Below are 26,634 nucleotides of genomic sequence, written 5' to 3' on the forward strand. Positions count from 1 at the left end.
AAATTTATTTCAAAACTTGAATATAAAAAATAATAAAATTTATATTTATTTTTCTATCATCTTTTTTAAATTATTTATATTTATTCTCATAAATAAAGGTTTAAATTTATTAATTTTTGTATTAACTAAAGGTAATTTAATATTATTAAAACATAATTTTTTTTTTAAGAATACTTCTGTTTTTTGAGATAAAATAGGCATAATTGGTTTCATATATATCATTATTACACGGAACATATTAATACCCATAGAACAAATACTATGAACTTTTTTTTTTTTTAAATTATCTTTAATTAACAACCATGGTTTATATTTATCAATATAATAATTAGCTTTATCTGATAAAATGATTATCTGTTTAATAACATGACTAAATTTACCTTGTATAAAATATTCATGTATAATTTCAGATTTTTTTACAAATTTTAGATATAAAGATATATCAATGTTTTTAGCTAAATTATCATTAAAATAATTATTAATAAAAAATGCATTTCTTGAAGCTATATTAACAATCTTATTTACAATATCTCCATTTATTTTATGAATAAAATCATAAAAATTAAAATCAATATCATTGATATCATATGATAGTTTGGAAGCATAATAATAACGTAAACTATCAGAATCTATAAAATTTAACCATTGTTTTGCAGTAATAAAATTACCTCTAGATTTAGACATTTTAGATCCATTTAATGTTACATGACCGTGAACAAATAATTTAGTAGGTTTTCTAAAATTACTGCCTTCTAATATTGCAGGCCAAAATAAACTATGAAAATAAATAATATCTTTACCAATAAAATGGTATAATTCTGTATTGGAATCTTTTTTCCACCATTCATAAAAATTAATTTTTTTCTTATCACATAGATTTTTAAAAGTACTTATATAACCAATTGGAGCATCTAACCATACATAAAAATATTTATTAATAGATTTTGGTATTTTAAAACCAAAATATGGGCCATCTCTAGTTATATCCCATTGTTTTAAACCTAAAATAAACCATTCATATATTTTATTTTTTATTTTTTTATTTAAAACACCAGAATAAATCCAATTTTTTAAAAAGTTACTAAATTGAGGTAAATCAAAAAAAAAATGTTCAGAATTACATAATATAGGGGTTGTATTAGATAAAATAGAAATTGGAGTAATTAATTCTATGGAAGCATATGTTGCTCCACAATGTTCACAATGGTCTCCATTTTGGTCTATAGATTTACAATTAGGACATAATCCTTTTACAAATCTATCAGGTAAAAAAATATTATGTACAAGATCGTATAATTGTTGAATAATTTTTTTCTTAATAAATTTTCGTTTTTTTAAACGATTAAAAATTAATCTAGAAAAAAAAAGATTTTCATTACTATGTGTCGTATAGTAATTATCATAACTAATATTAAATTTTTTTAAATCTGTAATATGTTCATAATATATTTTATTAATTAAAGTTTCTGTACTTATATTTAAGTCTCGAGCCTTTAACATTACAGGAGTACCATGTGCATCATCAGCACAAATAAAAAATATTTCATTTCCATACATGCGATGATATCTAACCCAAATATCTGCTTGTATATGTTCTAACATATGCCCTAAATGTATACTACCATTAGAATAGGGTAAAGCACATGTAACTAATATTTTTTTTTTTAATAACATAATATCGTACTTATTATATTTTTATTTATTTAAAATTAATTAAAATTTATTTAATTTTTTAAAAATATTTTAATAAAAGAGCTTCATTATAATATTATTACAAATAGGATACAATAAATATAAAGAAAATATTAAATATAAATAACAAAAGATATCTTCATTAAGTAATTTTTTTGTAATAAGTGGTAATCTAAACTTTTTCTTATAAGGCCAAAATAACGGAACTCCAGATGGGGTTAATATATCAGCAATAATATGACTACAATAACCTATAATTAATCCTAATCTAACATCAAAAATATGATTTAATTTTAAATTAATAGAAAAAATAATAAATCCAAAACTTAAAATAGATAATAAACTATGTGTAAATCCTCTATGTCCAAATATTTTATTAATTAAATATGATAAAATTTTTATTTGACGTCCTAAAATAGATTGAGGATTATCAATATCTGGTAATAAACATGTAATTATTGAAACAGGAATAATACGCCACCAATCATCATGATACAGAATTTTAGAAAAAATAAAATGTTGTATTAAAATACTACTAGTTATTGTAAATATTATATGTCCTTTAACTGTCATATAAACTTACCTAATATAAATTTTACTAAATTAATTTAGCAATAATACCATTAATATTTATTTTTTTTATAATAACTTTTATTTTATCAGTAACCTTAAAAAATAATTCATTATTATTTAATATAATCCCTTTTTCTTGATTAATCATTAAATTATTACTTAAAAATTTTTTAGGAATAAAAGCATAAGCACCATTTTCTATAAATCTTATTTTAATACCATAATATAATATATCAATAATTTCACATATGAAAATTTTATTACGAATAGAAATATTTTTAAAATACTGTAAATATAAAAAATTATATAAATCTTTTTGTGCTTGTCTATATAAATAACGTTTTTGATTCATATTAATATAGATAGTATCTAAAGGTTTTTTTATATTATATTCTTTATTTATAATTGATTTTATTAATCTATGATTAATCATATCTCCAAATTTACGAATAGGAGATGTCCAAGTAGCATATCTTTTTAAACCTAAAGAAAAATGAGGTCCTGGTTTTACATTAAATAATGTAATTAATTGATATTTTTTTATTCTATTTAAAACAAATGATAATTTTAAATCTTGTAATTTATTATATATAGTTTTATATCCTTTTAAAGTCATTAAAAATGATTTATTATATTTAATATTATATTTATTCAATAACTCTGTTATTTTATTAATTTTATTAATATTAAATCCATAGTATGTATTATATATTCCAAAACCTAAATTTTTATATAATATTTCAGATGCACATATATTAGCTGTTATCATTGCAGTTTCAATAATTTTATGTGCTATTCTTTTTTTTTCTATTACTATATCTAATATAGTACCTTTATTATCAATAATAAATTTATAATCTATATTATTAAAATTTACAATATTTTTATAATTCCATTTTTTACGATATAAATAAAATTTATATAATAAAAAAATTTGTTGTTTAATTTTATTATTAGGTTCCCAAATTCCTTTTTTTTCTAAAAAATCTGAAACATCATGATAATTTAATTTTGCTTTTGATTTTATCCACCCGGTAAAAAAAACTATTTTTTTATTTAAAAAACCATTTTTATCAATTATTATTTTACATATTAAAACTGGTCTTTTTTTATTCGGATGTAAAGAACAAAAATTTTCTGACAATTTTTTAGGTAATAAAGAAATTGTTAATCCTGGTAAATAATTTGTAAACATTCTCTCTGATGCTATTTTATCTATTTTACTATCTTTTTTAATATAAGAAGTAGGGTCTGAAATAGCAATATAAATTAATAATTCCTCTTTAGATATCTTTTCTATATATAATGCATCATCTATATCTTTAGTATCTTTATTATCTATTGTAATAAAAAATAATTTTGTTAAATCTTCTCTATGTATATTTTTATCTAAAAATTCTATTTTTTTACATAGGTTATTACTAGGAGAGTTAATTGAAAGATTATATTTTAATAAAATTTTCCACCATGGTTTTAAATGTTTATTATTTATAGTTAAAATTTCTGTTATTTCTGCTAAAAATAAACCATTACCCTTCTTTAATAAGGGATGTTGGATAATTTTTGCAATTACTTTATCACCATCTTTAAAATTATTTTTTATATCTTTCCCTATAACACATTTTATTATATTATTATATAAAATTTTTTTTTTAGGAATAACATAAATAATATTTGTTTTTTTTTTTACTATTCCTTCAAAAATATTAAGATTAGATTTTAATAATTTAATTGGGATAACGTTCAATTTATTATTATTACTTTGTATATTAGCTAATATATAATCCCCCTCCATTATATTTTTTAAATAAATACAAGAAATATGATATATATCATTATTATCTGTTTCTAAAATTACTGTCTTTTTATTTAAAATTTTAACAAAACCTTTAATAGAAGGTAAATTTTTTGTAAATTTTTCTTTTAGTTTTAAAAGTAAAATATTATTATAAAGCATAATATTAATTATGAATTTTTTAAAATTAAAAATTTTTTAATAATTAAAATGGAAGATCATCTTCAAAATCAAGAATATTTTCATTTTTATTTATAGATAATTTATCATTATTATTTTTTTCTGTTATATTATTAGATATATTTGTTTTTTTATTCCAATCATTTTGAATTTCTTTTGAATTTTTGTCTTTATTTAATAAATTATTATCATGTTGTCGTAAATTATTTAATATTTGCATTGTTCCTCCTATACTTACAATTATTTCAGTTATATAATTATCTTGTCCATTTTGATTTTGCCATTTTCTGGTTTGTAAATAACCTTCAATATAAACTTGAGCACCTTTTTTTAAATATTCATTAGAAATTTCTGCTAATTTTCCAAATATTACAATTCTATGCCATTCAGTTTTTTCTTTATTTTCTCCGGTATTTTTATCCTTCCAATTACTTGAAGTAGCTACTATAATATTTACAACAGGATTCCCATTAGGCATATAACGTATTTCAGGATCTTTGCCTAAAAAACCGATTATAATTACTTTATTGACACCTCTTTTACTAGCCATTTTTTAAGCCTTTTAATAAAAAATTAATATTTTAAATTATAATAAGATTATTACATAAAAAATATAAATTATATAGAAAATAAATTTCCAATAAGAAAACGTAATTTTTTCATTGCATTTTTTTCTAATTGTCGTATACGTTCTGCAGATATACCATAATAATTTGCTAATTCTTGTAATGTAGTTTTTTTTTTATTTTTATTTAACCATCTTAAATTAATAATATTACGACTACGATAATCCAATTTTAATATAGCTTTATATAATTTTCCCGAAATAAATTTACTCCAGTTATCTTTTTCAATTATATTAGCAAAATTAGAATTATGATCTTTAAGAAAGATATTAGAATTAATTTTTTTATTTTTAAAATTATCTTTTGTATTATTATCATTCATATCTTGTGCTGACATACGTGATTCCATTTCATAAACATCTTTAATAGATACTCCTAATTCTTTAGCTACCATTTTAATTTCATCTTGATTAAACCAACCTAATCTTTGTTTAGCTTTTCGTAAATTAAAAAATAATTTTCTTTGTGCTTTTGTAGTAGCAACTTTTACAATTCTCCAATTACGTAAAACATATTCATGTATTTCAGCTTTAATCCAATGAATAGCAAAAGAGACCAATCTTACCCCAATTTCTGGATTAAATCTACGTACAGCTTTCATTAATCCTATATTACCCTCTTGAATAAGATCTGCTTGTTGTAAGCCATATCCAGAATAATATTTAGCTACATGTATAACAAATCTTAGATGTGATAAAATTAATTTTTTAGCAGCTTCTAAATCTCCTTTATAATATAATTTTTTTGATAATTCTTGTTCTTCCTTAGAAGTTAACATAGGATAATTATTTGCTACATGTATATATGAATCTAATGTACCTATAGGTAAAACAGAAGATTTTATATTAGAGGTAAATATATTTTTATACATTAATTCCTCCAAAAAGAAAAAAATATTAATAATTAATTTTAAATTTATTAAAATAATTATTAATTAATAATCTGTAAAAATTGCATTTATGAAATCTTTTGCATTAAATAAATATAAATCTGTAATTTTTTCTCCACAACAAAGATATCTTATTGGTATATTAAATTCATTTGCTAGGGAAAAAACAATACCACCTTTTGCTGTTCCATCTATTTTAGTTATTGTAATCCCTGTTATTCCTATATTATCATGAAATGTTCTAAGTTGATTAATAGAATTTTGACCAATATTTGAATCTATAATTAACATTATTTCATTAATAATCATATTATTATTTTTTTTTATTACACGTGTAATTTTTTTTAGTTCCTCCATAAGAAGAAAATTATTATGTAATCTTCCTGATGTATCTGCAATTAGAATATCTATTTCTTCTTTTTTAGCTTTAGAAATTGCATCAAAAATAATTGCTGAACTATCCTTTTTTTTAGAATTATGTATAAAAAAACTATTACTTTTTTTACTCCAGGAAAATAATTGTTCATGAGCTCCAGCTCTAAAAGTATCACCAGAAGCTAAAAGTACAGATTTTTTTTTTTTATAGAAATAATATGCTAATTTTCCTATTGTAGTTGTTTTCCCAACTCCATTAACACCTATTATTAATATTATAAACGGTTTTTTATTATTAATAATTAATGGAATTTCTACTGGAAGTAAAATTTTTAACATTTCTTCTTTTATATATTTATATAATTGAGAAGAACTTTCTAATTTATTTGATTTAATATATTTTTTTGTTAAATTAATAATTTTTTTTGTAGTATGTATTCCTACATCAGAAATAATTAATTTTTCTTGTAATTTATTAAATAATTTTTCATCAATAATATTTTTTTTTTTAAAAAGATTGAAAATTTCTTTACTAATATTTTTACTTGTTTTAATTAATTTTTTTTTTAAATAATTAAAAAACCCTATTTTGTCTTTACTTTTTTTATTTATCATTTTTTTACAAAAATCTTTAAATTATCTAGTAATAAAATACTTGATTTAATTAAAATTAATTATTATTTAAATAATATAACAAAAATAATTTTAAAGTAATTATTATTAATAGTAATTTTATATAAACTATGAAAAAAAAATATAATAATATTAATATTATATCAGGAAAATGGAAAGGTAAAAAAATAAAAGTTATAAATAATAAAATTTTAAAACCTACAATGTGTTTTATCCGTGAAAATTTATTTAATTGGCTTATGAAAAACGATTTATATAAATTAAAATGTTTAGATTGTTATGCTGGTTCTGGAATTTTAAGTTTCGAAGCTCTTTCTAGAAATGCTTTATTAGCTACCTTAATAGAAAATAATAAAAAAATATTTCAACAATTAAAAAAAAATATTTATTTATTAAAAATAAAAAACATTTTTTTAATTTATAATAATACTATAAATTTTTTATCAAAAAAATCAAATATTCAATATGATCTTATTTTTATAGATCCCCCATTTTGTGAAAAAAATATTTTATTACAAAAAACTTGTATTTTATTAGAAAAAAATAATTGGTTAACAAATAATGCAAAAATTTTTATTGAATGTAATAAAAAAAGTAATTGTTTTCTTTTACCTAAAAATTGGATAAAATATCGACAAAAAACATTTGGTGTGGTTACATATTTTTTGTATCAAAAAGTTTGTATAAATAAAAAACTATAATTTTTTTATTAAAAAATAATGTTTAGTATCATGTGTTTTTTGATTAATTATGTTATAATTCATAAAATGACAAAAGTATTTTATATCTATATTAACTAATAAATCATTTGTAATAATTAATAAAGTTTCATTTTTTTTTATTTGAAGTGTCTTTTTCCTAATCATCATAATAGTATTTGGACATTGTAATCCTTGTATATCTAAAATATGATCTGCGTTTTTATAAAAATTATTTTTTTTAAACATTTTAATATATTATTAGTAATAAATTTATACAAATAATTTTATTATAATAAAAAAAACAATTTTTTTGTAAAAATTTATAAATAAATTTATATTTTATATATATAAGGTAATATTATGAATTTAGAAAAAAAAAAAATAGCTCTGGAAGATGCTATTTTACAAATAGAGAATCAATTTGGTAAAGGTTCTATTATGAGACTAGGTGATAATAGAACTATGGATATAGAAGCAATATCAACAGGATCTATATCTTTAGATATAGCTTTAGGTATTGGTGGTTTACCAATTGGAAGAATAGTTGAAATATATGGACCAGAATCTTCTGGTAAGACTACTTTAACATTACAAATTATTGCTGCAGCTCAAAAATTAGAAAAGGTTTGTGCTTTTATTGATGCTGAACATTCATTAGATCCTATATATGCTCAAAAATTAAATGTTGATATTAATAAATTATTATGTTCACAACCTGATACTGGGGAACAAGCTTTAGAATTATGTGATTCATTAGCTAAATCAGGTATAGTTGATGTTATTATCGTAGATTCAGTTGCTGCCTTAACACCAAAAGCTGAGATAGAAGGAGAAATAGGAGATTCACATATAGGATTAGCAGCAAGAATGATGAGTCAAGCTATGCGTAAATTAGCAAGTAATTTAAAACAATCAAATACACTTTTAATTTTTATTAATCAAATTCGTATGAAAATTGGAATTTTATTTGGAAATCCAGAAGTAACAACCGGTGGTAATGCTCTAAAATTTTATGCTTCTATAAGATTAGATATTAGAAAAATTGGTAATGTAAAAAATGGAGATGAAATAATAGGTAATGAAACTAGAGTAAAAGTTGTAAAAAATAAAGTTGCAGTACCTTTTAAACAAGCTGAATTTCAAATTATTTATGGACAAGGTATTAATATTTATGGAGAATTATTAGATTTAGGAGTTAAAGAAAAGATAATTGAAAAATGTGGATCATGGTATAGTTATAATAATGAAAAAATTGGACAAGGAAAAATGAATGCTATAAATTTTTTAAAAAAAAACAAAAAACAATCTTTAAAAATAGAAAAAAAAATACGAGAAATTTTTTTTAAAAAAAAATAATATAAATAAATATTCTATTTTTTATAAAAAATTTATATATTTTTTTAAAAATAATTAAGGATAATTTATAGTATGGAAAATAAAATAGAAAAAGTTCGTATAATGTTTTTAGATTTTTTTCATAAAAAAAAACATAAAATAATAAAAGGAAGTTCATTAATACCTGATAATGATACATCATTATTATTTACAAATGCAGGGATGAATCAATTTAAAGAATATTTTTTAGGATATAAAGAACCTCCTTATCCAAGGATTACTACAATTCAAAAATGTATACGAGTAGGAGGGAAACATAATGATTTGGAAAATGTAGGTTTTACAAATAGACATCATACATTTTTTGAAATGTTAGGTAATTTTAGTTTTGGAGATTATTTTAAAAAAGAAGCAATTTCTTATGCATGGGAATTACTAACTGATCCTCAATGGTTTAATTTAGAAAAAAAAAAAATATATATAACTGTATATTATACAGATATCGAAACATATAATATCTGGTATAAAAATATTGGTATTCCAAAAAAAAATATTTTATTAATTAAAGATAAAAATAATATAATTTATAATTCTGATAATTTTTGGCAAATGTCTGATATAGGACCTTGTGGGCCATCTACAGAAATTTTCTATGATTTAGGTTCTGATTTAGAAGGTGATATTAGAAATAATTTAGGAAATCGTTTTATTGAAATATGGAATATTGTTTTTATCCAATTTAATAAAAATTTAAAAGGAGAATTAATACCTTTACCAATAAAATCAGTTGATACAGGAATGGGGTTAGAACGTATTAGTAGTATTTTAGAAGGAGTTAATTCAAATTATAAATTATATTTTTTCCAAAAAATTATTAAAGATATAAATAAGATTATTAAAAATAAAAATTTAGAAAATAATTCATTAAAAGTCATAGCTGATCATATCCGATCATCTATTTATTTAATAATAGAAGGTGTCATACCTAGTAATGAAAAAAGAGGATATGTTTTAAGAAGAATCATTAGAAGAGCTATTAACCATGGGAGAATATTAGGACAAAAAAAACCTTTTTTTTATAAATTAGTAAAAATATATATAAAATATATTAATAAGATAGAAAAAAATTTTTTATCTAGAAAATTTAATTTTATTACTAATATAATTAAAAATGAAGAAGAAAGTTTTAATAAAATTATAAATTCAGGAATTCTATTATTAGAAAAAGAAATTAAAAAATCAAATAATAATTTTTTATCAGGAAAACAAATATTTTATTTATATGATACTTTCGGATTATCACCTGATTTAATACAAGACATATGTATAAATAAAAAAATTAATATTGATAAAAAAGAATTTATAAAATATATGGATATTCAACGACAAAAATCTAGAAAAAATATTTTTTTTGAAAAAAAAACTAATTTATATTACAAAAACAAAATATCAAAATTTAATGGATATAATAATTTTACTACTTTTAGTAAAATACTAGATATATATTTAAATGAAAAAGCAATAAAAAAAATAAATATAGGAGATTATGGAGAGATTATATTAAATGTTACTTCTTTTTATGGAGAATCTGGAGGACAATTAGGAGATATAGGATTTTTAGAAAAAGATGAAAAAAATATATTTCAAGTTTATAATACAAAAATACAAGGTAATTTAATTATTCATATTGGTAAAATGATTTTAGGATCATTAAAAATAAATGATTATTTATATTCTAAAATAAATATAATAAATCGCTTAATGATTAGTAGAAATCATTCTGCAACACATTTATTACATTCTATCTTACGTAAAAAATTTGGGAATTATATCGAACAAAAAGGATCTCTAATTACTAATAAATATTTAAGATTTGATTTTTCATATAAAAATCCAATAGAATTACAAGATATTTTTAATATTGAAAAAAAAATTAATAATTATATATTTAAAAATATACCTATAAATACATATTTTAAAAAAAAAACAGAATTACAAAATAATAATAATATTATTAATTTATTTCATAATAAATATACTGAAACAGTAAGAATTGTAAATATTGAAAATATTTCACAAGAATTTTGTTGTGGAACACATGTATTAAATACTCAAGAAATTGGTTTTTTTATAATTATAAAATTTTTAAATATTGCAAATGGTATAAAACGTATACATGCAATAACTCATAATTTAGCTTTAGAATATATTCAAAAACAAAACAAAAATACTAAAATTATTTCTAATATATTTAAAACAGATGAGGAAAATTTAATAAAAAGTATTTTATTATATAAAAAAAAAACTAATATATTAAAAAATAATATTAAAGAATTAGAACAATATATTTCTTTAAAAGAAGAAAAAAATTTAATAAAAAATATTATTTTAATAAATAATATTAATTTAATAATAAGTAAAATATATAATTTTAATCCTAAATTATTTAATTATATTATAAAAAAATTATTAAAAAAATTTGAAAAAACAATCATATTTCTATCTACAAAATGGGAAAAAAAAATCTTTTTTATTATAAAAATTACAACAAATATTACCAAAAACATAAATGCTAAAGAAATTATCCAAAAAAATTTAGATAAAAATAGTTGTAAAGTAAATGGATGTGCTAATATAGCACAAGGAAATATTAATCTTAATGAAGATGAATATTATTTTTTCTTATCTAAGATAAGATTATTTATTTTAAATAAAATAAATAAATTAGATTAATTTTAAATTAAGTTAATTTTATTAAAAATATTTTAAATAGAATTTAAAATTATTTAAAAATAAATACAAAAATAATAGATATTTTATATTTTATTATTTTAAGGAGAAAAGGATGCTTATTCTTACTCGTCGAGTAGGCGAAACACTTATGATCGGTGATGAAGTTATGGTAACAGTATTAGGAATAAAAGGAAATCAAGTTCGAATAGGTGTGAATGCTCCTAGAGAAATTGCTGTTCATCGTGAAGAAATATATCAACGTATACAAGCTGAGAAAAATCAAAAAACAAATTCGTTAAAATAATTTTATTTTTTTATAAAAAACAAAAAATAATTAATTTGACAAAGTTTTTATTAAAGTTATAATGGTATATAATACTAATTAATGTAATTGGTGAGATGGCCGAGTGGTTTAAGGCGCACCCCTGCTAAGGGTGTATGTAGTTTCTGCATCGAGGGTTCGAATCTCTCTCTCACCGAAAATATTAAAGCATCCGTAACTCAGGGGATAGAGTACTCGGCTACGAACCGAGTGGTCGGGGGTTCAAATCCTCCCGGATGCAAATAAAAAATAATTTTTTAATACATTTATTTTTTAATTTTTAAATCTGGAGAAATAATTATTTTTAAAATAAATTATTTAATTAATGTTTAGTATCTAAAATTCACGTAAAATATCATTAATTGCTGTTTTACTTAAAGTTTTTTTATCTACTTTTTTAACTATTACTACGCAATATAAATTATACTTTCCATCTTTAGATGGTAAAGTTCCTGGAACTACAACTGAATAGCTAGGAATAATTCCATAATTAATTAAACCAGTCTCTCTGTCATAAATTTTAGTACTTTTTCCAATATATACCCCCATTGAAATTACAGATCCTTTTTTTATAATTACGCCTTCTACTATTTCTGATCTTGCACCTATAAAACAATTATCTTCAATAATAGTAGGATTAGATTGGATAGGTTCTAATACCCCCCCTATACCAACACCTCCTGAAATATGAACATTATTTCCTATTTGAGCACAAGAACCTATTGTAGACCAAGTATCTATCATAGTTTTTTCTCCAATAAAAGCACCTATATTAATAAAAGAAGGCATCAAAATTGTTTTATTAGAAATAAAAGATCCAAATCTGACAACAGTAGGAGGTACTATACGACATTTTAATTTTTTAAAATTTTTTTTTTTAAAATTATTATTAAATTTTAAAGGTATTTTATCATAAAAATTATTATATGTTCCTTTAAATAAAAAACTTTTATTTATTTTAAAATATAATAATATCGCTTTTTTAATCCATTCGTAAACTATCCAATTTCCTTTAATATTTTCAGATACTCTAATTACCCCGTTATCTAAAAAATCAATTACTTTATTAATATTATTAATAACTTTTTTATCTTTTAATAAATTATCATTTTTTTCATATTCTGAAAAATAATTTTCTATCATATCTCTAAAATATTTCATATTATTTTATTACTAAAATTTTTTTAATTAAATATTTTTATATTAATAACCATATCATTTATTTTATTAATTAACAAATTTTAATATTTTAAAAAATTATTTATATTTTTGAAATAAGGAAATTATTTTATTTTCATTTATCATTTTAATATTTAATTTAGTTGCTTTTAATAACTTAGAACTAGTTGTATTAGTACCTAAAATTAATATGTCTGTTTTTTTACTAATATAATTATTTATTATCGCTCCTAATATTATTAATTTTTTTACAAGATTAAATCTTGTTATAAATATAAATTTTCCAGTAATAGTTATTTTTTTTTGATAAAAATAATTTTTTTTTAAAATATTTTTAGGATAAATAATTTTAATTTTTTTTAATAAATTTTTAATTATATTGATATTATTTTGTTTATTAATAAAATTAAATATGTTTAATGAAGTTTTTTTACCTATATTTTTAATACTACGTAATTCAGTTAAATTAGTATTTAAAAATTTTTCTAATGTTTTAAAAAATAATGATATATGGTAACAAGTTACTATCCCCATTTCTGGAATTCCTAAAGAAAATAAAAATTTATTAAAAGTAACTTTTTGTTTATCTTGTAAAGATTGTAAAATTTTATTAATAGACTTATTACCTAAATTATCTATTTGGGATAAAACATTACTATTTAAATTTAATAAATCTATAGCATTTTTTATTAAATTTTTATCAACTAATTTATTAATTAGTTTTTCTCCTATAAAATTAATATTAATAACATCTCTTGAAATAAAATGCTTTAAATATGCTTTTAATTGATCTTTACAAGATAATCCTGCTGTACAATATAAAATATTATTTAATGTTTTTTTAAGAATAGAGTTACAACTAGGACATAATTTAGGTATTGAGATACTAATTCTTTTTTTTAATAATTTTTTATTAATTATTACATTTGTAACTTTTGGTATTACATCTCCACATCTTTGTATAACTATATAATCTCCAATTTTTAAATTTAATCTTTTTATTTCATTAATATTATATAATGTTGCAAAATTAATATTTACTCCATTAATATTAACAGTATTAAAATTAGCAATAGGGGTAATAACTCCTGTTCTTCCAATCTGAAAAATTATTTTTTTTAACAATGTTAATTTTTCTTGTGAAGGGAATTTATATGCAATAGCCCATTTTGGTGCATGATTAGTATATCCTAAAATATTTTGTTTTTTTATATTATTAATTTTAATCACAATCCCATCAATATTATAAGGTAATAAATTTCTATTTTTTTTAAAGTATTTATAAAAATTTATAATTTTATCATAAGAATAATAAACTTTTGTATATTTAGATATAGGAATTCCAAAACATTCTAATTTTGTTAATACTTCTTGTTGATTTAAAAATATTATTTTATCTGTAAAACCAATCCCATAACCATAAAAATTTAGTAAATTAAAAATTTTTTTATTAATACATTTATTTATTTTTAAAATACCATATGCTGCACTTCTCGTATTACTAAATACTTTATATTTACCAAATTTCTGTTCATTTAATTTTTTAAAATTTTTTTTTGTTATAAATATTTCCCCTCTTATTTCTAAGATTTTAGGGAAATTTTCACCTTTTAATACATGAGGTATATTTTTGATTTTTAAAATATTCTTTATAATATTTTCTCCAATAAAACCATCTCCTCTTGTAGCAGCACTTATTAAAATACCATTATTATATAATAAATTAATTGCTATACCATCAAACTTTAATTCACAACAAAAATTTGATTTATTTATTATTTTATTTATAGGCAAAAAAAATTTTTTAAATAAATCATTTTTATGAAATACATTATTTAATGATAACATTGGTATATTATGATATATTTTTTTAAAAAATATTAATGATTTATATCTAGCTCCTACTAATTTTGTGGGAGAATATTTATTTTTTAAATAAGGATATAAATTTTCTAATTTTTCTAGTTTAGAAAATAATTTATCATATTGATAATCAAGAATATTAGAACTATTTAATACATGATATTTATAATTATAATTTAGAATTTTTTTACGTAAATTTATTATTTTTTTTTTATAATAAAAAAGTTTATATATTTTATATAAAATATTTATAAATTTAATTATATAAAATTTTAAATTTTTTTTTTCCATATTGTTCCAATATCAGTATCTTCTAAAATAATATTATTTTTTTTTAATTTATTTCTAATTAAATCAGCTTTATCCCATAATTTATTATGACGAGCAATGTTACGTTTTGTAATCAATTTTTTAATTTTATCTTCATCATAATAATTACATGAATTTTTATTATTTTGTAAATATTCTTTTGGATTATAAAATAAAATTCCTAAAATATTACCCAATTTTTTTAATTTTAAAATAAAATAATTAGCAATTAAATATTTCTTTTTTCTATAAGCAATATTAATTTTTTTAGATATTTTAAATAAAATACTATATGCTTTAGGAGTATTAAAATCATCATCCATAGATTTATAAAACTGTTGTTCTAATAAAAAAAAATTATTTTTTAGATTTTTTATACTAAAAATATTTTTCTTATAAAATAAAGAAATATATAATTTTTGTATAGCTAATTGAGCTTGTTTTAATTTATTTTCATTAAATATAATAGGTCTACGATAATGAGTAACTGTTAAAAAATATCTAATAACTTCTCTATTATATTGCAATAATATATCTTTTATTTTAAAAGTATTTTTTAATGATTTAGACATTTTTTTATTATTAATAATCATCATTCCAGTATGCATCCAATAATTAACGTAAAATTCTTTATCCATACAAGAAGATTGTGCAATTTCATTTTCATGATGAGGAAAAATTAAATCATTACCTCCACCATGAATATCAAAATTTTTACCTAAATATTTACGACTTAAAGTTGAACATTCTATATGCCATCCTGGACGTCCATATCCCCATGGAGAATCCCAACCTATATTAGCTTTATTTGTTAATTTCCATAAAATAAAATCTTTATAATTTTTTTTAACACTAATATTTTTAATTCTTATATTTAATTTTAATAACTTTATATTTTGTTTAGATAAAATTCCATAATTTGGATATTTTTTTATAGAAAACATAATATCACCATTTTTAGCAATATATGCAATATTCTTTATTAATAATTTTTTTATTATAAAAATAATATCTTTTATGTGATTAGTAACTTTAGGTTCAAAATTAGGAGATAATATATTTAAATCCTTAAAATCTTTTGATATTTCTTTAATAATGTTTTGTGTAATATATTTTATATCTTTATTTTTCTTTTTTGCTAACTTTATAATTTTATCATCAACATCGGTAATATTTCTTATATAAAAGACTTTATATTCTAAAAATTTTAAATATCTGATAATTATATCAAATACAATAAAAGTTCTTCCATGCCCAATATGACATAAATCATATGGTGTTATACCACATACATAAATTTTTACCTGTTTTTTATTAATAGGTGAAAATATTTCTTTTTGTTTATTTAATGTATTAAAAATTTTTAACATTTATTTCCTTTTATAAAATTTATATAAATAATTTTATATTAATTATTTTTAATAAAATATTTTTTTTATAAAAATTAATTTTTTATAAAAAATTAATTAAATTATTTTAAGAAAGAGATTAAATATTCTCATTATTATAATAATTTGAATAATTATCAAAACGTGTAATTTGATTATTAAAAATTAATTTTATCGTACCAACAGGACCATTTCTTTGTTTCCCTATAATAATTTCAGCGATACCATGTAAATTAGTACTTTCATTATATACTTCATCTCTATAAATAAACATAATAAGATCTGCATCTTGTTCTATTGAACCAGATTCTCTTAAATCAGAATTCATTGGACGTTTATCAGATCTTTGTTCTAAAGATCTATTTAATTGAGATAAAGCAACAACAGGAACATGTAATTCTTTAGCTAAAGATTTTAAAGAACGAGAAATTTCAGATATTTCTAATGTTCTATTAAAAGATAATGAAGGAACTCTCATTAATTGTAAATAATCTACCATAATTAAACTTAATCCATTATGTTCTCTAAATATTCTTCTAGAACGTAATCTAATTTCTGTAGGAGTTAATTCTGAAGAATCATCAATATATATATTTTTTTTTTTTAATAAAATACCCATTGTATTTGATATTTTCTTCCAATCATCATCATTTAATTGTCCTGTTCTAATTTTACTTTGATTTACACGTGAAAGAGAAGCAAGCATACGGATCATAATTTGTTCACAAGGCATTTCCAAACTAAATATTAATACAGGTTTATCTTGAGAGATTGCAGTGTGTTCACAAATATTCATTGCAAGAGTAGTTTTACCCATCGCAGGACGTGCTGCAATTATAATAAGATCAGAATTTTGTAATCCTGAAGTTTTTTTATTTAATTCATGGTATCCAGTATCAATTCCTGTAATCCCTTTTTTTGGAGAATTATAAAAAGATTCAATTTTAGAAATTGTAACTTCTAGAATTTCTTCTAAATTTTTAGGTTTAGTATTTTTACTAAAACGTTTTTCTGCAATTTTAAATACACGAGATTCAGCTAAATTTAATAAATCTTCACTATTTCTACCATTTGGATAATATCCTGCTTCGGCTATTTCATTTGCAACAGATATCATTTCCCTAATTATAGCACGTTCATGAACAATATCAGCATAAGCGTATATATTTGATATACTAGGAATATTTTTTGATAATTCAGCTAAATATGCAAATCCTCCTACTTGATTTAATTTTTTTTTATTTTCTAGAGATTCAGAAAGTGTTATTAAATCAATAGGTTTACCTAATTCTATTAAACAATTCATTTCATGAAAAATTATTCTATGAGATAGAATAAAAAAATCATCTACTATTATTTTTTCTATAATATGTTCCCAGCGATTATTATCTAACATTAATCCTCCTAATATTGATTGTTCTGCTTCTAAAGAATGAGGAGGGATCTTAATTCTTTCAATTTGTATATCTTTTTTAAATTGTTTCATTCAATTATTTATTACCATATATAAATTTAATTTTAAATTTACTTAAAAAGTAAAAATAAAATTTATTATTTTATCTTTATAAGAGATAATGCTTTTTTTAAAACATCCAAATTATTTTTTTTTAAAAAATTTTTTTTATCAAAAATAAAATTTTTAAAATTATGTGATCCATTAATACCATAAAAAATATTTAATATGGGGGTAATAATAGTTCTTAAAGAAGTACCTTTTTTTAGTTCCTTTTCTATATAAGAAAACATCGATTTTACTATCATTATAGGATTTGTGATAGTAGATTTACTATGATAAATATATTTATCTATATCTACTAATATCATAGGATTTTTAAAAATTTGCCTTCCAAGCATAACTCCATCAACATATTTTAGATGTTTTTGTACATCTAATAAAGTTTTAATACCACCATTAATTGAAATTTTTATATTTGGAAAATCATTCTTTATTTTATAAATAATTTTATAATTTAATTTAGGAATTATTAAATTTTTTCTTGTATTAATTTTTTTATAAAGTAAAGCTTTTCTGGCATGAATAATAAATCTTTTACATCCACTATTTATAAGTAAATCAATAAATTTATGTAAAAAATCATAACTATCATTATTATTAATACCAATACGCATTTTAACAGTAATTGGTATAGAAACACTATCACTCATAGATTTAATACAATCTGATACAATTAAAGGATGATTCATTAAGCATGCTCCAAAATTATTCTTTTGAGACCTTAAAGAAGGACATCCTAAATTTAAATTAATTTCTTTGTATCCTATTTTTTCTGCTTGTTTAGCACATAAAGATAATAACTTTGGTTTATTTCCAGCTATTTGTAATACAATATTACTAACATTTTTATTTTCTAATAAAATAATTGGACTTTTTTTAATAAAATTACAATGTATCATTTCAGTGTATAAAAGTGATTTTTTAGTTAATTTACGATAAAAATATCTACAATATTTATTAGTTTTTTTTAACATAGGAGCTATTTCAAATCTAAAATATGGGATGTTATTTTTCATATTTATAATCAATTAATAAATTAAAAAATTATTTATTATATAAATATATAATAGAATATTAAACATATTTAAATAAATTATTTATATGGATTTTTGTTTTCTTGAAATTTAAAATTTATTATACTACCTGTACATTGTAATTTCTTATAAAAAAAATTTAATAAATAACTTTTATAATTATTATTTAATTTTGTTAATTGATTACCATATATTTTAAATATTAAAAAGTTATTTTTTAATTGATGTATATATTTTAATTTTATACGTCGACCATTATACATAGGAGGTAAAACTAATTTAGTTGCTAAACTTAAAATTTTCATAAGTTTAGAAGTATTATATACTTTTTTTGAAATATTATATATTTTATATATTAATTTAAAAATATTTTTTAAATTTATAGCAAACTTAGCAGAAATAGAAATTATAGGAAAATATTTAAATTTTTTTTTTATAAGTGTTTTTATAAAATTAATATCTTGAAATTTAATAAGATCTATTTTATTTATTATCAGAATAATTGGTTTTTTTTGTAAAATAATATATTTTATTATTTTTATATCTTGATTACAAAAAATTTTTTTTTCTCCATTAATTATATATAAAATTATATTAGATTGATTTATAATTTTATAAGATTCAGTAATTGAAATTTTTTCTATTTTATTTGTAATTTTATTTTTTTTTTTTATACCTGCTGTATCAATTATTGTAATATTTTTATTTAAATGATTTAATGATATAGAAATACTTTCTCTTGTTGTTCCAGGGATGCTATCAACAATTATTCTTTTTTCATTAATAAATTTATTTATTAATGTAGATTTACCTACATTTGGCATACCTATCACAGCTAATTTAATATTTTTATTTTTATTTTTTATTAAAAATTTAGTATTTAATTTATCTAAAAAATTCTTTTTTATATAAATTTTATTGATATGAAAAAATAATATTTTTTGAAATTTTAAAATATCATTTTTATTCATAATATTTATTCTATAAAAATCTATACCTAAAGAATAAAATTCAGTATCTAAAAAATATTTTTTTTTTGTATTTAATAAAATAATTATTTTTTTATTATATTTTCTAATATTATCAATAATTTTATAATCTGTAAGATTAAGTTTTTCCCCTTTTATTATTAATAAAATAATATTAGATTCTTTAATGGATAACAAAATTTGTTCTTTTATTAAAAAATTTTTTTTTTCAAATTTATTATAACTTACTGTATCTACGCAAATAAATTTATAATTTTTAATTTTAGCATTACCATATTTTCGATCTATCGTGAAATTTGGTATTTTATTAACTAATGCATCATATTTTTTAATCAAAATATTATATAAAGAAGATTTTCCTACATTACTATCACCTAGTATAGTAATAATAGGATATTTATATTTCATTTTTATCTCTTTTTATTTATTATATTATTAAAATTTTAAATAGATATATTTTATTATATATAGTTTGTATAACTAATTTATTATTTATTAATAAAATAAAATTTATTTTATATTTATCAATTTTTTTATTTCCAAGAAAATTTCCTTTTTTAGAATCTATCCAATAAAGAAATCCTTTATTATTTGTAAAAAAAATTTTTTTATTATAAATAAATAAATTATCAATTTTACTATTTTTAAATTTATCTTGTATCCATATTAAGTGCCCATTTTTTGCATTTAATGAAAGAATTCTATTTTTAATATCTATTAAATAGATATTATTATTATCTATAATAAAATTTTTATGAGTAAAATATATTTTTTCCCAAATAATATCACCAGTACTTAAATTTAAAGCCATAAAAGTACCATTATAAGATGATACATAAACAATTTCATTATATATAACAGGTTGAACATCAATATCATTGATATTAATAAAATTCTCTTTATCATCAAATTTTAATAAATCTTGTTCCCATATTAATGATCCATTAGAAACTACACGAGAACTAACTAAACCATTATCATCACCAGTAATTATATTATCAAAAAAAAGTACAGGAGTAGATAAACCTCTTATCGAAAATATATTTGTATTTCCTAAGTTAACTGTCCATAAAATTTTACCGTTATTTTTATTTAACCCCTGTAAGATATTACCAATACTATGTACTATTAATATATTTTTTCTAATAATAAAATTAGATAATACTTCGCTAAATACATTTTGTATCCAAATTATCGATTTTGTTTTTATATTTATCGAAAAAATTTTTCCTTGCTGATTACCTACATATAAATAATTATTTGAAATTATAGGCCCAGAAGTAAGATATTTATCTTTACAAGATGAAAAAAAACAAGATTTATTTATTAAATTAATATACCAAATAATTTTTCCTGTTTTTATATTTATACAATAAATTAATCCATTACTATTAGCTAAATATAAAAACCCTTTATAATAAAAAGGATTTAATTTGTTAAAAAAAATATTATTTTTTTCTATTTTATTTTGCCAAATTAATTTTAATTTTATTTTTTCTAATTTAGATAATGAATTATTATTTTGATGTAAAAAACTTTTTTTTTCATATGTACAAGAAATTAAACAAATAGAACAAAAAATAAATATTAATATCGTTAATTTTGATAATTTTATTTTCATATTTTACTCTTTTAGAATTTAAATTTGATTAATTATATTTTCTTAAAAAAAATTAATGAAATATTTTTTTTAAATAAAATATTAATTTATTTTCTGGTATAACTATTTGTTTTTTTAAATATAAATTTTTAATAATAATTGAATTATTATCTATTTCTTTTTGACCTATTATAATTATAAAATGTGATTTATATTTATTTGCTTCAATAATTTGTTTTTTTAAATTTTTAAAAAGATAACTAGTAATTATCCTAAGTTTAGGAAATTTATTTCTAATTAATTCACCAATAATTAATATTTTCTTTAAAATATGATTATTTTCCATTGGTATTAAAAAAATATCAACTAAATATTTAATATTTATTTTTAAAGATTTGATAATTTTAATTAATAATATTAAACGTTCTAATCCGATAGCACATCCAATACCATTATTAATTTTATCATTACTCATATTATTAATTAATTTATCATATCTACCCCCACCACATATAGTTTTAGAGGTTCCTTCTCCTATATCATTAGTTTTCCATTCAAATACTATATCATTATAATAATCTAATCCTCTTACTAAATAATTATTTATAGTAAATTGTATATTCATAAAATTTAAAATTTTACATAATTTTTTGAATTTATTTATACTCTTATCATTAAGATAATTATATAATTTTGGTGCATTTTCCAATAAAATTTTAATATTTTTATTTTTACTATCTAATATCCTTAAAGGATTTGTATAAATCTTTTTTCTATCTTTTAAATCCAAAAGATGAGAATTTTTTTCTAAAAAAAATATTAATTCTTTTATATATTTTTTCCTATCCTTTAAAGTACCTAAAGAATTAATTTCTAAAAAAATATTATTTATAATATTTAATTTTTTCCATATATTATTTATAATAATAATAATTTCAGCATCAATATAAGGAGATTTTAATCCAAGTATTTCCATACCAATTTGATTAAATTGTCTATACCTTCCTTTTTGAGGTCTTTCATAACGAAACATAGGTCCATTATACCAAAAACGTTTATTTTTAGAATAAATATTATGTTCTATAATAGCTCTAATAAAGCCAGTAGTTCCTTCAGGACGTAAAGTTAAAGAATTATTATTCTTATCAAATAAAGTATACATTTCTTTTTCTATAATATCTGTATCTTCTCCAATAGTTTTTTTAAATAATTCACTTTTTTCTAAAATAGGTAATTTAATTTCCTGATATCCATAATTATTTAAAATATTTTCAATAATATTTTCAATATTTTTCCATATTAAAGTATTTGGGAATAAACAATCATGCATACCATGAATTGCTGTAATTTTTTTTATCACTATAAAATATCTCTTTTTTTATAAAAATTAATTTAATAACTTAAATTATTTTTTAATATTTTAATAAAATAAAATATATTATACTAATAACAATTAATTATTTAAAATAAAATATATCTTCTTTATAAATTTTTTATTTAATAAAATTAAATTATATTGAATTAATAGTATTAAAAAATATATTTCTATGAAAAATGATATTTATTGGATGAAATATGCTTTATATTTTGCTAAATTAGCAAAATATAATGGGGAAATACCAGTAGGAGCAATTATTGTAAAAAATAATAAAATAATTTCTTTTGGAAATAATAATACAATTAAAAAAAATGATCCTACAGCGCATGCTGAAATAATGGCTTTAAGAAAAGCTGGTAAATATTTAAAAAATTATAGATTGTTAAATACAACTATGTATGTAACATTAGAACCATGTTTAATGTGTTCTGGTGCTATAATTATGAGTAGAATTTCTCGTTTAGTTTTTAGTACTTATAATAAAAAATATAGTAATATAGGATCTTTTATAGATTTGTTAGGAATTTATAATATTAATCATAAAATAAAAATAAGTTCTGGAATTCTAAAAAAAGAATGTACAAGTATGATACAAGATTTCTTTTCTTTAAAAAGAAAAAAAAATAATTTTTGTTTATAAAGGTAAGTTAATTTGGAAAAAAATAAGAAAATATCAGAATTATATTCTGATAAAGAATTATTAAATATTATAAAAAAAGAATCAAAAAGACAGGAAGAAAATATTAATTTAATAGCTTCTGAAAATTATACATCACGTGATATTATGTCAGTCCAAGGGACTATATTAACTAATAAATATGCAGAAGGATATCCTAATTATCGATATTATGGAGGTTGTAAGTATATTGATCAAATTGAAAATATTGCTATAAACAGAGCTAAAAAATTATTTAATGCAGATTATGTTAATGTACAACCACATTCAGGATCTCAAGCTAATTTTGCTGTATATATGGCTTTATTAAAACCTGGAGATATTATTATGGGATTAGAACATTCACATGGAGGTCATTTAACACATGGATCTCAAGTAAATTTTTCAGGAAAAATTTATAAAAGTATATCTTATAAAACTAATATAAGTGGGATAATTGACTATAATTATTTATTAAAATTAACAAAAAAATATAAACCAAAAATGATTATTGGGGGATTTTCTTCTTATTCAAGAACATGTGATTGGGCTAAAATGAGAAGTATTGCAGATTTAGTAAATGCATATTTTTTTGTTGATATTTCACATATTGCAGGATTAATTATTGCAGGATTATATCCTAATCCATTGCCTTACGCACACGTTGTTACTAGTACAACTCATAAAACATTATCTGGACCTAGAGGAGGAATTATATTATCATTAAAAAAAAATAAACATTTATTTAAAAAATTTGACAGATCTATTTTTCCTGGAAGTCAAGGAGGGCCCTTAATGCATATTATTGCTGCTAAAGCAATAGCTTTTAAAGAAGCATTACAACCTAATTTTATTATATATCAAAATCAGGTGCTAAAAAATGCTAAATTAATGGTAAAAATATTTAAAAAATATAATTATAAAATAGTATCTGATAATACTGATAATCATTTATTTATTATAGATTTAACAAATAAAAATATTACAGGGATAGAAGCTGAATTACTATTAGAAAAATATAACATTATTGTAAATAAAAATAGTATACCTAATGATATCAATTCGCCATCTATTACTTCTGGAATAAGAATAGGAACACCAGCTATTACAAAAAGAGGTTTTAAAGAAAAAGAAATATATTTATTATGTGAATATATTATAAATATTTTAAATCAAAAAAATAAATATCATAAAAACATAAAAAATAATATAATAAAATTATGTAAATTATTTCCTATATATTAATTAAAATATTTTATTTAAATAAAACAAGGTAATTTTTTCAATGAAAAAATATCATTCTGTTCTTATCTGTGTTACAGATGGTATTGAAGATATAGAAACTATATCATCTATAGATCTTTTAAATAGAAGTAACATAAATGTTATATTAATTAGTGTAAATAATAAAAGAGAAATAATATGTGCTCATGGTACAAAAATTATAAGTGATCTTTTTTTTAATGAAATAGAAAAAATTAATTTTAAAAATATAGCAGCAATTATTATCCCAGGAGGATTACAAGCATCAGAATTTTTTCAAAAAAATTTTTTTTTATTAAAATTTTTAAAAAAAATTAAAAAAGCTAATCGAATAATTGGTGCAATATGTGCAGCACCTGCTATGGTTCTTAGTACTAATAACCTATTTCCTAATGCTAAAATGACTGGATATTTAGGATTAAAATATTTAATACCATATCAACAATGGGTAAAATATCCAGTTTATTGGGATGATAAATATAAATTATTAACAGCACAAAGTGTAAAATATGCAATTAAATTTAATTTAAAATTAATACAAATTATTTTAGGTAAAGAAATATCTTTAAAAGTTGAAAGAGAATTATAAATATGTTGAAATATAAATAATAATAAATATCATTTACTACATATTTAAAATATGTAATTTTATTATTAATTATTTAAAAAAATTTAATGATTTAAATTCTTAGTTTATTTGCTATTTTATCTAATACCCCATTAATAAATTTATAACTATTTTCAACTCCTCCAAATTTTTTTGCAAGACAAATACTTTCATTTATGACTACTTTATATGGCACATCTAAACGATTTATTAATTCATATAAAGAAATACGCAAAATTGCTTTTTCAATTTGTCCTAATTCAATTAATTTACGAGATAAAAATGGTTTCATTATATTATCTAAATAAAAACTGTTAACTATCACTCCATTTATTAAATCATTAAAATAATCAAGATCAATAATCTTAATATTTTTTATTGATTCATTTAAAAAATAACATTGAATATCATTAAAATTATTTTTAGATAATTGCCAAGAATAAATTGCTTGTAAAGCATATTTTCTAGAATAATATCTGCCAGTAAATTTCACTTAACTTCCTTTTTATTTTTTGTATGTAATAATTGTATAGATTTAAATATATTAATCATTTCTAATAAAGTTAAAGCTGCTTCGGTACCTCTGTTACCTCTTTTGATACCTGATCTTTCAATTGCTTGTTCAATATTATCAGTTGTTAATATACTGAAAGAAATTGGGATATTATTTTCTACTGATAAGTTAGATATTTGTGAACAAACTTCTTGAGATAAATATTTAAAATGAGATGTTTCTCCTTTAATAATAGTTCCTATAGCTATTATACCATCATAAATATTTTTTTGTATTAATAAATTAATAACTGATGCGATTTCATAACTACCTGGGACCCAACATATAGTTATATTTTTATCTTGAACCATCCCTATTCTTTGTAAAGTATCAATAGTAGAATATAATAGATTTTTATTTATAAAGGTATTAAATCTTGATATAACAATGGCAATAAAAGCATTAGGTGCTATGATATTTTCATCAATAATTTTCATAATATGTAT

The 26,634-nt window shown here is 19.1% G+C and carries 24 protein-coding genes and 2 tRNA genes; 9 read left to right on the forward strand and 17 right to left on the reverse strand.

Translation table 11 applies throughout. From position 1 onward, the window contains the following. Positions 1–45 precede the first annotated feature (45 nt). From metG to ftsY, 6 genes are all read right to left on the reverse strand, one after another. Positions 46–1,674, reverse strand: coding sequence for a methionine--tRNA ligase (gene metG / locus GJU04_RS00105; protein WP_168892892.1), 1,629 nt, complete (start codon positions 1,672–1,674; stop codon positions 46–48). Between the two features lie 69 nt (positions 1,675–1,743). After that, entirely contained in the window at positions 1,744–2,265 is a 522-nt protein-coding gene (locus tag GJU04_RS00110) for a metal-dependent hydrolase (RefSeq protein ID WP_168892893.1), read from the reverse strand. Positions 2,266–2,290: 25 nt separating this feature from the next. Further along, the gene (locus GJU04_RS00115) at positions 2,291–4,222 is read right to left on the reverse strand and encodes an exoribonuclease II (RefSeq protein ID WP_168892894.1); all 1,932 of its coding nucleotides are present in this window, start codon (positions 4,220–4,222) and stop codon (positions 2,291–2,293) included. A 43-nt stretch (positions 4,223–4,265) separates the two neighbouring features. Further along, a complete protein-coding gene (ssb, locus tag GJU04_RS00120) occupies positions 4,266–4,790 on the reverse strand; it encodes a single-stranded DNA-binding protein (RefSeq protein WP_168892895.1) in 525 nt (174 codons plus the stop codon). A gap of 68 nt (positions 4,791–4,858) precedes the next feature. After that, complete coding sequence (gene rpoH / locus GJU04_RS00125) at positions 4,859–5,737, reverse strand: RNA polymerase sigma factor RpoH (protein ID WP_168892896.1); 879 nt, start codon at positions 5,735–5,737, stop codon at positions 4,859–4,861. Between the two features lie 63 nt (positions 5,738–5,800). Further along, positions 5,801–6,745 carry a signal recognition particle-docking protein FtsY gene (gene ftsY, locus GJU04_RS00130; protein ID WP_168892897.1) on the reverse strand — a complete coding sequence of 315 codons (945 nt, stop codon included), beginning with the start codon at positions 6,743–6,745 and terminating at the stop codon, positions 5,801–5,803. 128 nt (positions 6,746–6,873) lie between these two features. Between ftsY and rsmD the strand changes: the two genes are divergently transcribed. Beyond that, positions 6,874–7,464 (forward strand): 16S rRNA (guanine(966)-N(2))-methyltransferase RsmD, encoded by a 591-nt coding sequence (gene rsmD / locus GJU04_RS00135; protein WP_168892898.1) that lies wholly within the window; start codon positions 6,874–6,876, stop codon positions 7,462–7,464. On the opposite strand, the gene GJU04_RS00140 is transcribed toward rsmD, so the two are convergent. Further along, positions 7,459–7,710 carry a sulfurtransferase TusA family protein gene (locus GJU04_RS00140; RefSeq protein ID WP_168892899.1) on the reverse strand — a complete coding sequence of 84 codons (252 nt, stop codon included), beginning with the start codon at positions 7,708–7,710 and terminating at the stop codon, positions 7,459–7,461. The two genes, rsmD and GJU04_RS00140, sit on opposite strands and share 6 nt — an antisense overlap. Before the next feature lie 114 nt (positions 7,711–7,824). On the opposite strand from GJU04_RS00140, the gene recA reads away from it, so the two are divergent. The 5 genes from recA (at position 7,825) to GJU04_RS00165 (ending at position 12,095) form a co-directional block, all read left to right on the forward strand. Then, a complete protein-coding gene (recA, locus tag GJU04_RS00145; RefSeq protein WP_168892900.1) occupies positions 7,825–8,820 on the forward strand; it encodes a recombinase RecA in 996 nt (331 codons plus the stop codon). A 72-nt stretch (positions 8,821–8,892) separates the two neighbouring features. Further along, positions 8,893–11,532: an alanine--tRNA ligase gene (gene alaS / locus GJU04_RS00150; protein WP_168892901.1), complete on the forward strand. Its 2,640-nt coding sequence runs from the start codon at positions 8,893–8,895 to the stop codon at positions 11,530–11,532. A 112-nt stretch (positions 11,533–11,644) separates the two neighbouring features. Further along, positions 11,645–11,836 (forward strand): carbon storage regulator CsrA, encoded by a 192-nt coding sequence (gene csrA, locus GJU04_RS00155; protein WP_168892902.1) that lies wholly within the window; start codon positions 11,645–11,647, stop codon positions 11,834–11,836. Between the two features lie 89 nt (positions 11,837–11,925). Then, positions 11,926–12,011: transfer RNA gene (locus GJU04_RS00160), tRNA-Ser, on the forward strand. Between the two features lie 11 nt (positions 12,012–12,022). Continuing rightward, positions 12,023–12,095, forward strand: a tRNA-Arg gene (locus GJU04_RS00165). A 95-nt stretch (positions 12,096–12,190) separates the two neighbouring features. Here GJU04_RS00165 and dapD read toward each other — a convergent pair. The 8 genes from dapD to hisS form a co-directional block, all read right to left on the reverse strand. Then, a complete protein-coding gene (gene dapD / locus GJU04_RS00170; protein WP_168892903.1) occupies positions 12,191–13,015 on the reverse strand; it encodes a 2,3,4,5-tetrahydropyridine-2,6-dicarboxylate N-succinyltransferase in 825 nt (274 codons plus the stop codon). Between the two features lie 96 nt (positions 13,016–13,111). Continuing rightward, positions 13,112–15,187 carry an NAD-dependent DNA ligase LigA gene (gene ligA, locus GJU04_RS00175; RefSeq protein WP_168892904.1) on the reverse strand — a complete coding sequence of 692 codons (2,076 nt, stop codon included), beginning with the start codon at positions 15,185–15,187 and terminating at the stop codon, positions 13,112–13,114. Further along, positions 15,169–16,575 (reverse strand): cysteine--tRNA ligase, encoded by a 1,407-nt coding sequence (gene cysS / locus GJU04_RS00180; protein ID WP_168892905.1) that lies wholly within the window; start codon positions 16,573–16,575, stop codon positions 15,169–15,171. The genes ligA and cysS overlap by 19 nt, the downstream gene beginning before the upstream one ends. A 118-nt stretch (positions 16,576–16,693) precedes the next feature. Further along, complete coding sequence (dnaB, locus tag GJU04_RS00185) at positions 16,694–18,079, reverse strand: replicative DNA helicase (RefSeq protein WP_211080566.1); 1,386 nt, start codon at positions 18,077–18,079, stop codon at positions 16,694–16,696. Positions 18,080–18,144: 65 nt separating this feature from the next. Further along, complete coding sequence (gene dusA, locus GJU04_RS00190; RefSeq protein WP_168892906.1) at positions 18,145–19,125, reverse strand: tRNA dihydrouridine(20/20a) synthase DusA; 981 nt, start codon at positions 19,123–19,125, stop codon at positions 18,145–18,147. Between the two features lie 77 nt (positions 19,126–19,202). Beyond that, entirely contained in the window at positions 19,203–20,540 is a 1,338-nt protein-coding gene (gene der, locus GJU04_RS00195; protein ID WP_168892907.1) for a ribosome biogenesis GTPase Der, read from the reverse strand. Between the two features lie 19 nt (positions 20,541–20,559). Continuing rightward, positions 20,560–21,753 (reverse strand): outer membrane protein assembly factor BamB family protein, encoded by a 1,194-nt coding sequence (locus GJU04_RS00200; protein WP_168892908.1) that lies wholly within the window; start codon positions 21,751–21,753, stop codon positions 20,560–20,562. A 52-nt stretch (positions 21,754–21,805) separates the two neighbouring features. Further along, entirely contained in the window at positions 21,806–23,092 is a 1,287-nt protein-coding gene (gene hisS / locus GJU04_RS00205; protein ID WP_168892909.1) for a histidine--tRNA ligase, read from the reverse strand. 187 nt (positions 23,093–23,279) lie between these two features. On the opposite strand from hisS, the gene tadA reads away from it, so the two are divergent. Genes tadA through GJU04_RS00220 form a run of 3 tightly spaced genes read left to right on the forward strand, consistent with a single transcriptional unit; the run spans position 23,280 to position 25,617 of the window. Continuing rightward, positions 23,280–23,750, forward strand: a complete 471-nt coding sequence (gene tadA / locus GJU04_RS00210; RefSeq protein WP_343034712.1) for a tRNA adenosine(34) deaminase TadA — start codon at positions 23,280–23,282, stop codon at positions 23,748–23,750. A 12-nt stretch (positions 23,751–23,762) separates the two neighbouring features. Further along, positions 23,763–25,010 carry a serine hydroxymethyltransferase gene (gene glyA, locus GJU04_RS00215; protein WP_281351273.1) on the forward strand — a complete coding sequence of 416 codons (1,248 nt, stop codon included), beginning with the start codon at positions 23,763–23,765 and terminating at the stop codon, positions 25,008–25,010. Between the two features lie 40 nt (positions 25,011–25,050). Further along, complete coding sequence (locus GJU04_RS00220) at positions 25,051–25,617, forward strand: DJ-1/PfpI family protein (protein WP_168892910.1); 567 nt, start codon at positions 25,051–25,053, stop codon at positions 25,615–25,617. A 91-nt stretch (positions 25,618–25,708) separates the two neighbouring features. On the opposite strand, the gene nusB is transcribed toward GJU04_RS00220, so the two are convergent. Both nusB and ribH read right to left on the reverse strand, forming a co-directional pair. Further along, positions 25,709–26,128, reverse strand: a complete 420-nt coding sequence (nusB, locus tag GJU04_RS00225) for a transcription antitermination factor NusB (RefSeq protein WP_168892911.1) — start codon at positions 26,126–26,128, stop codon at positions 25,709–25,711. Further along, positions 26,125–26,625 (reverse strand): 6,7-dimethyl-8-ribityllumazine synthase, encoded by a 501-nt coding sequence (gene ribH / locus GJU04_RS00230; RefSeq protein WP_168892912.1) that lies wholly within the window; start codon positions 26,623–26,625, stop codon positions 26,125–26,127. Before ribH ends, nusB begins: the two co-directional genes overlap by 4 nt. Between the last annotated feature and the right edge of the window lie 9 nt (positions 26,626–26,634).

The organism is Enterobacteriaceae endosymbiont of Donacia marginata (assembly GCF_012567685.1).
Classification (GTDB): Bacteria; Pseudomonadota; Gammaproteobacteria; order Enterobacterales; family Enterobacteriaceae.

Coding starts and splice junctions, on each gene's coding strand:
- metG (WP_168892892.1), bottom strand. CDS start 1,674: ATGTTATTAAAAAAAAAAATATTAGTTACATGTGCTTTACCCTATTCT.
- GJU04_RS00110 (WP_168892893.1), bottom strand. CDS start 2,265: ATGACAGTTAAAGGACATATAATATTTACAATAACTAGTAGTATTTTA.
- GJU04_RS00115 (WP_168892894.1), bottom strand. CDS start 4,222: ATGCTTTATAATAATATTTTACTTTTAAAACTAAAAGAAAAATTTACA.
- ssb (WP_168892895.1), bottom strand. CDS start 4,790: ATGGCTAGTAAAAGAGGTGTCAATAAAGTAATTATAATCGGTTTTTTA.
- rpoH (WP_168892896.1), bottom strand. CDS start 5,737: ATGTATAAAAATATATTTACCTCTAATATAAAATCTTCTGTTTTACCT.
- ftsY (WP_168892897.1), bottom strand. CDS start 6,745: ATGATAAATAAAAAAAGTAAAGACAAAATAGGGTTTTTTAATTATTTA.
- rsmD (WP_168892898.1), top strand. CDS start 6,874: ATGAAAAAAAAATATAATAATATTAATATTATATCAGGAAAATGGAAA.
- GJU04_RS00140 (WP_168892899.1), bottom strand. CDS start 7,710: ATGTTTAAAAAAAATAATTTTTATAAAAACGCAGATCATATTTTAGAT.
- recA (WP_168892900.1), top strand. CDS start 7,825: ATGAATTTAGAAAAAAAAAAAATAGCTCTGGAAGATGCTATTTTACAA.
- alaS (WP_168892901.1), top strand. CDS start 8,893: ATGGAAAATAAAATAGAAAAAGTTCGTATAATGTTTTTAGATTTTTTT.
- csrA (WP_168892902.1), top strand. CDS start 11,645: ATGCTTATTCTTACTCGTCGAGTAGGCGAAACACTTATGATCGGTGAT.
- dapD (WP_168892903.1), bottom strand. CDS start 13,015: ATGAAATATTTTAGAGATATGATAGAAAATTATTTTTCAGAATATGAA.
- ligA (WP_168892904.1), bottom strand. CDS start 15,187: ATGGAAAAAAAAAATTTAAAATTTTATATAATTAAATTTATAAATATT.
- cysS (WP_168892905.1), bottom strand. CDS start 16,575: ATGTTAAAAATTTTTAATACATTAAATAAACAAAAAGAAATATTTTCA.
- dnaB (WP_211080566.1), bottom strand. CDS start 18,079: ATGAAACAATTTAAAAAAGATATACAAATTGAAAGAATTAAGATCCCT.
- dusA (WP_168892906.1), bottom strand. CDS start 19,125: ATGAAAAATAACATCCCATATTTTAGATTTGAAATAGCTCCTATGTTA.
- der (WP_168892907.1), bottom strand. CDS start 20,540: ATGAAATATAAATATCCTATTATTACTATACTAGGTGATAGTAATGTA.
- GJU04_RS00200 (WP_168892908.1), bottom strand. CDS start 21,753: ATGAAAATAAAATTATCAAAATTAACGATATTAATATTTATTTTTTGT.
- tadA (WP_343034712.1), top strand. CDS start 23,280: ATGAAAAATGATATTTATTGGATGAAATATGCTTTATATTTTGCTAAA.
- GJU04_RS00220 (WP_168892910.1), top strand. CDS start 25,051: ATGAAAAAATATCATTCTGTTCTTATCTGTGTTACAGATGGTATTGAA.
- ribH (WP_168892912.1), bottom strand. CDS start 26,625: ATGAAAATTATTGATGAAAATATCATAGCACCTAATGCTTTTATTGCC.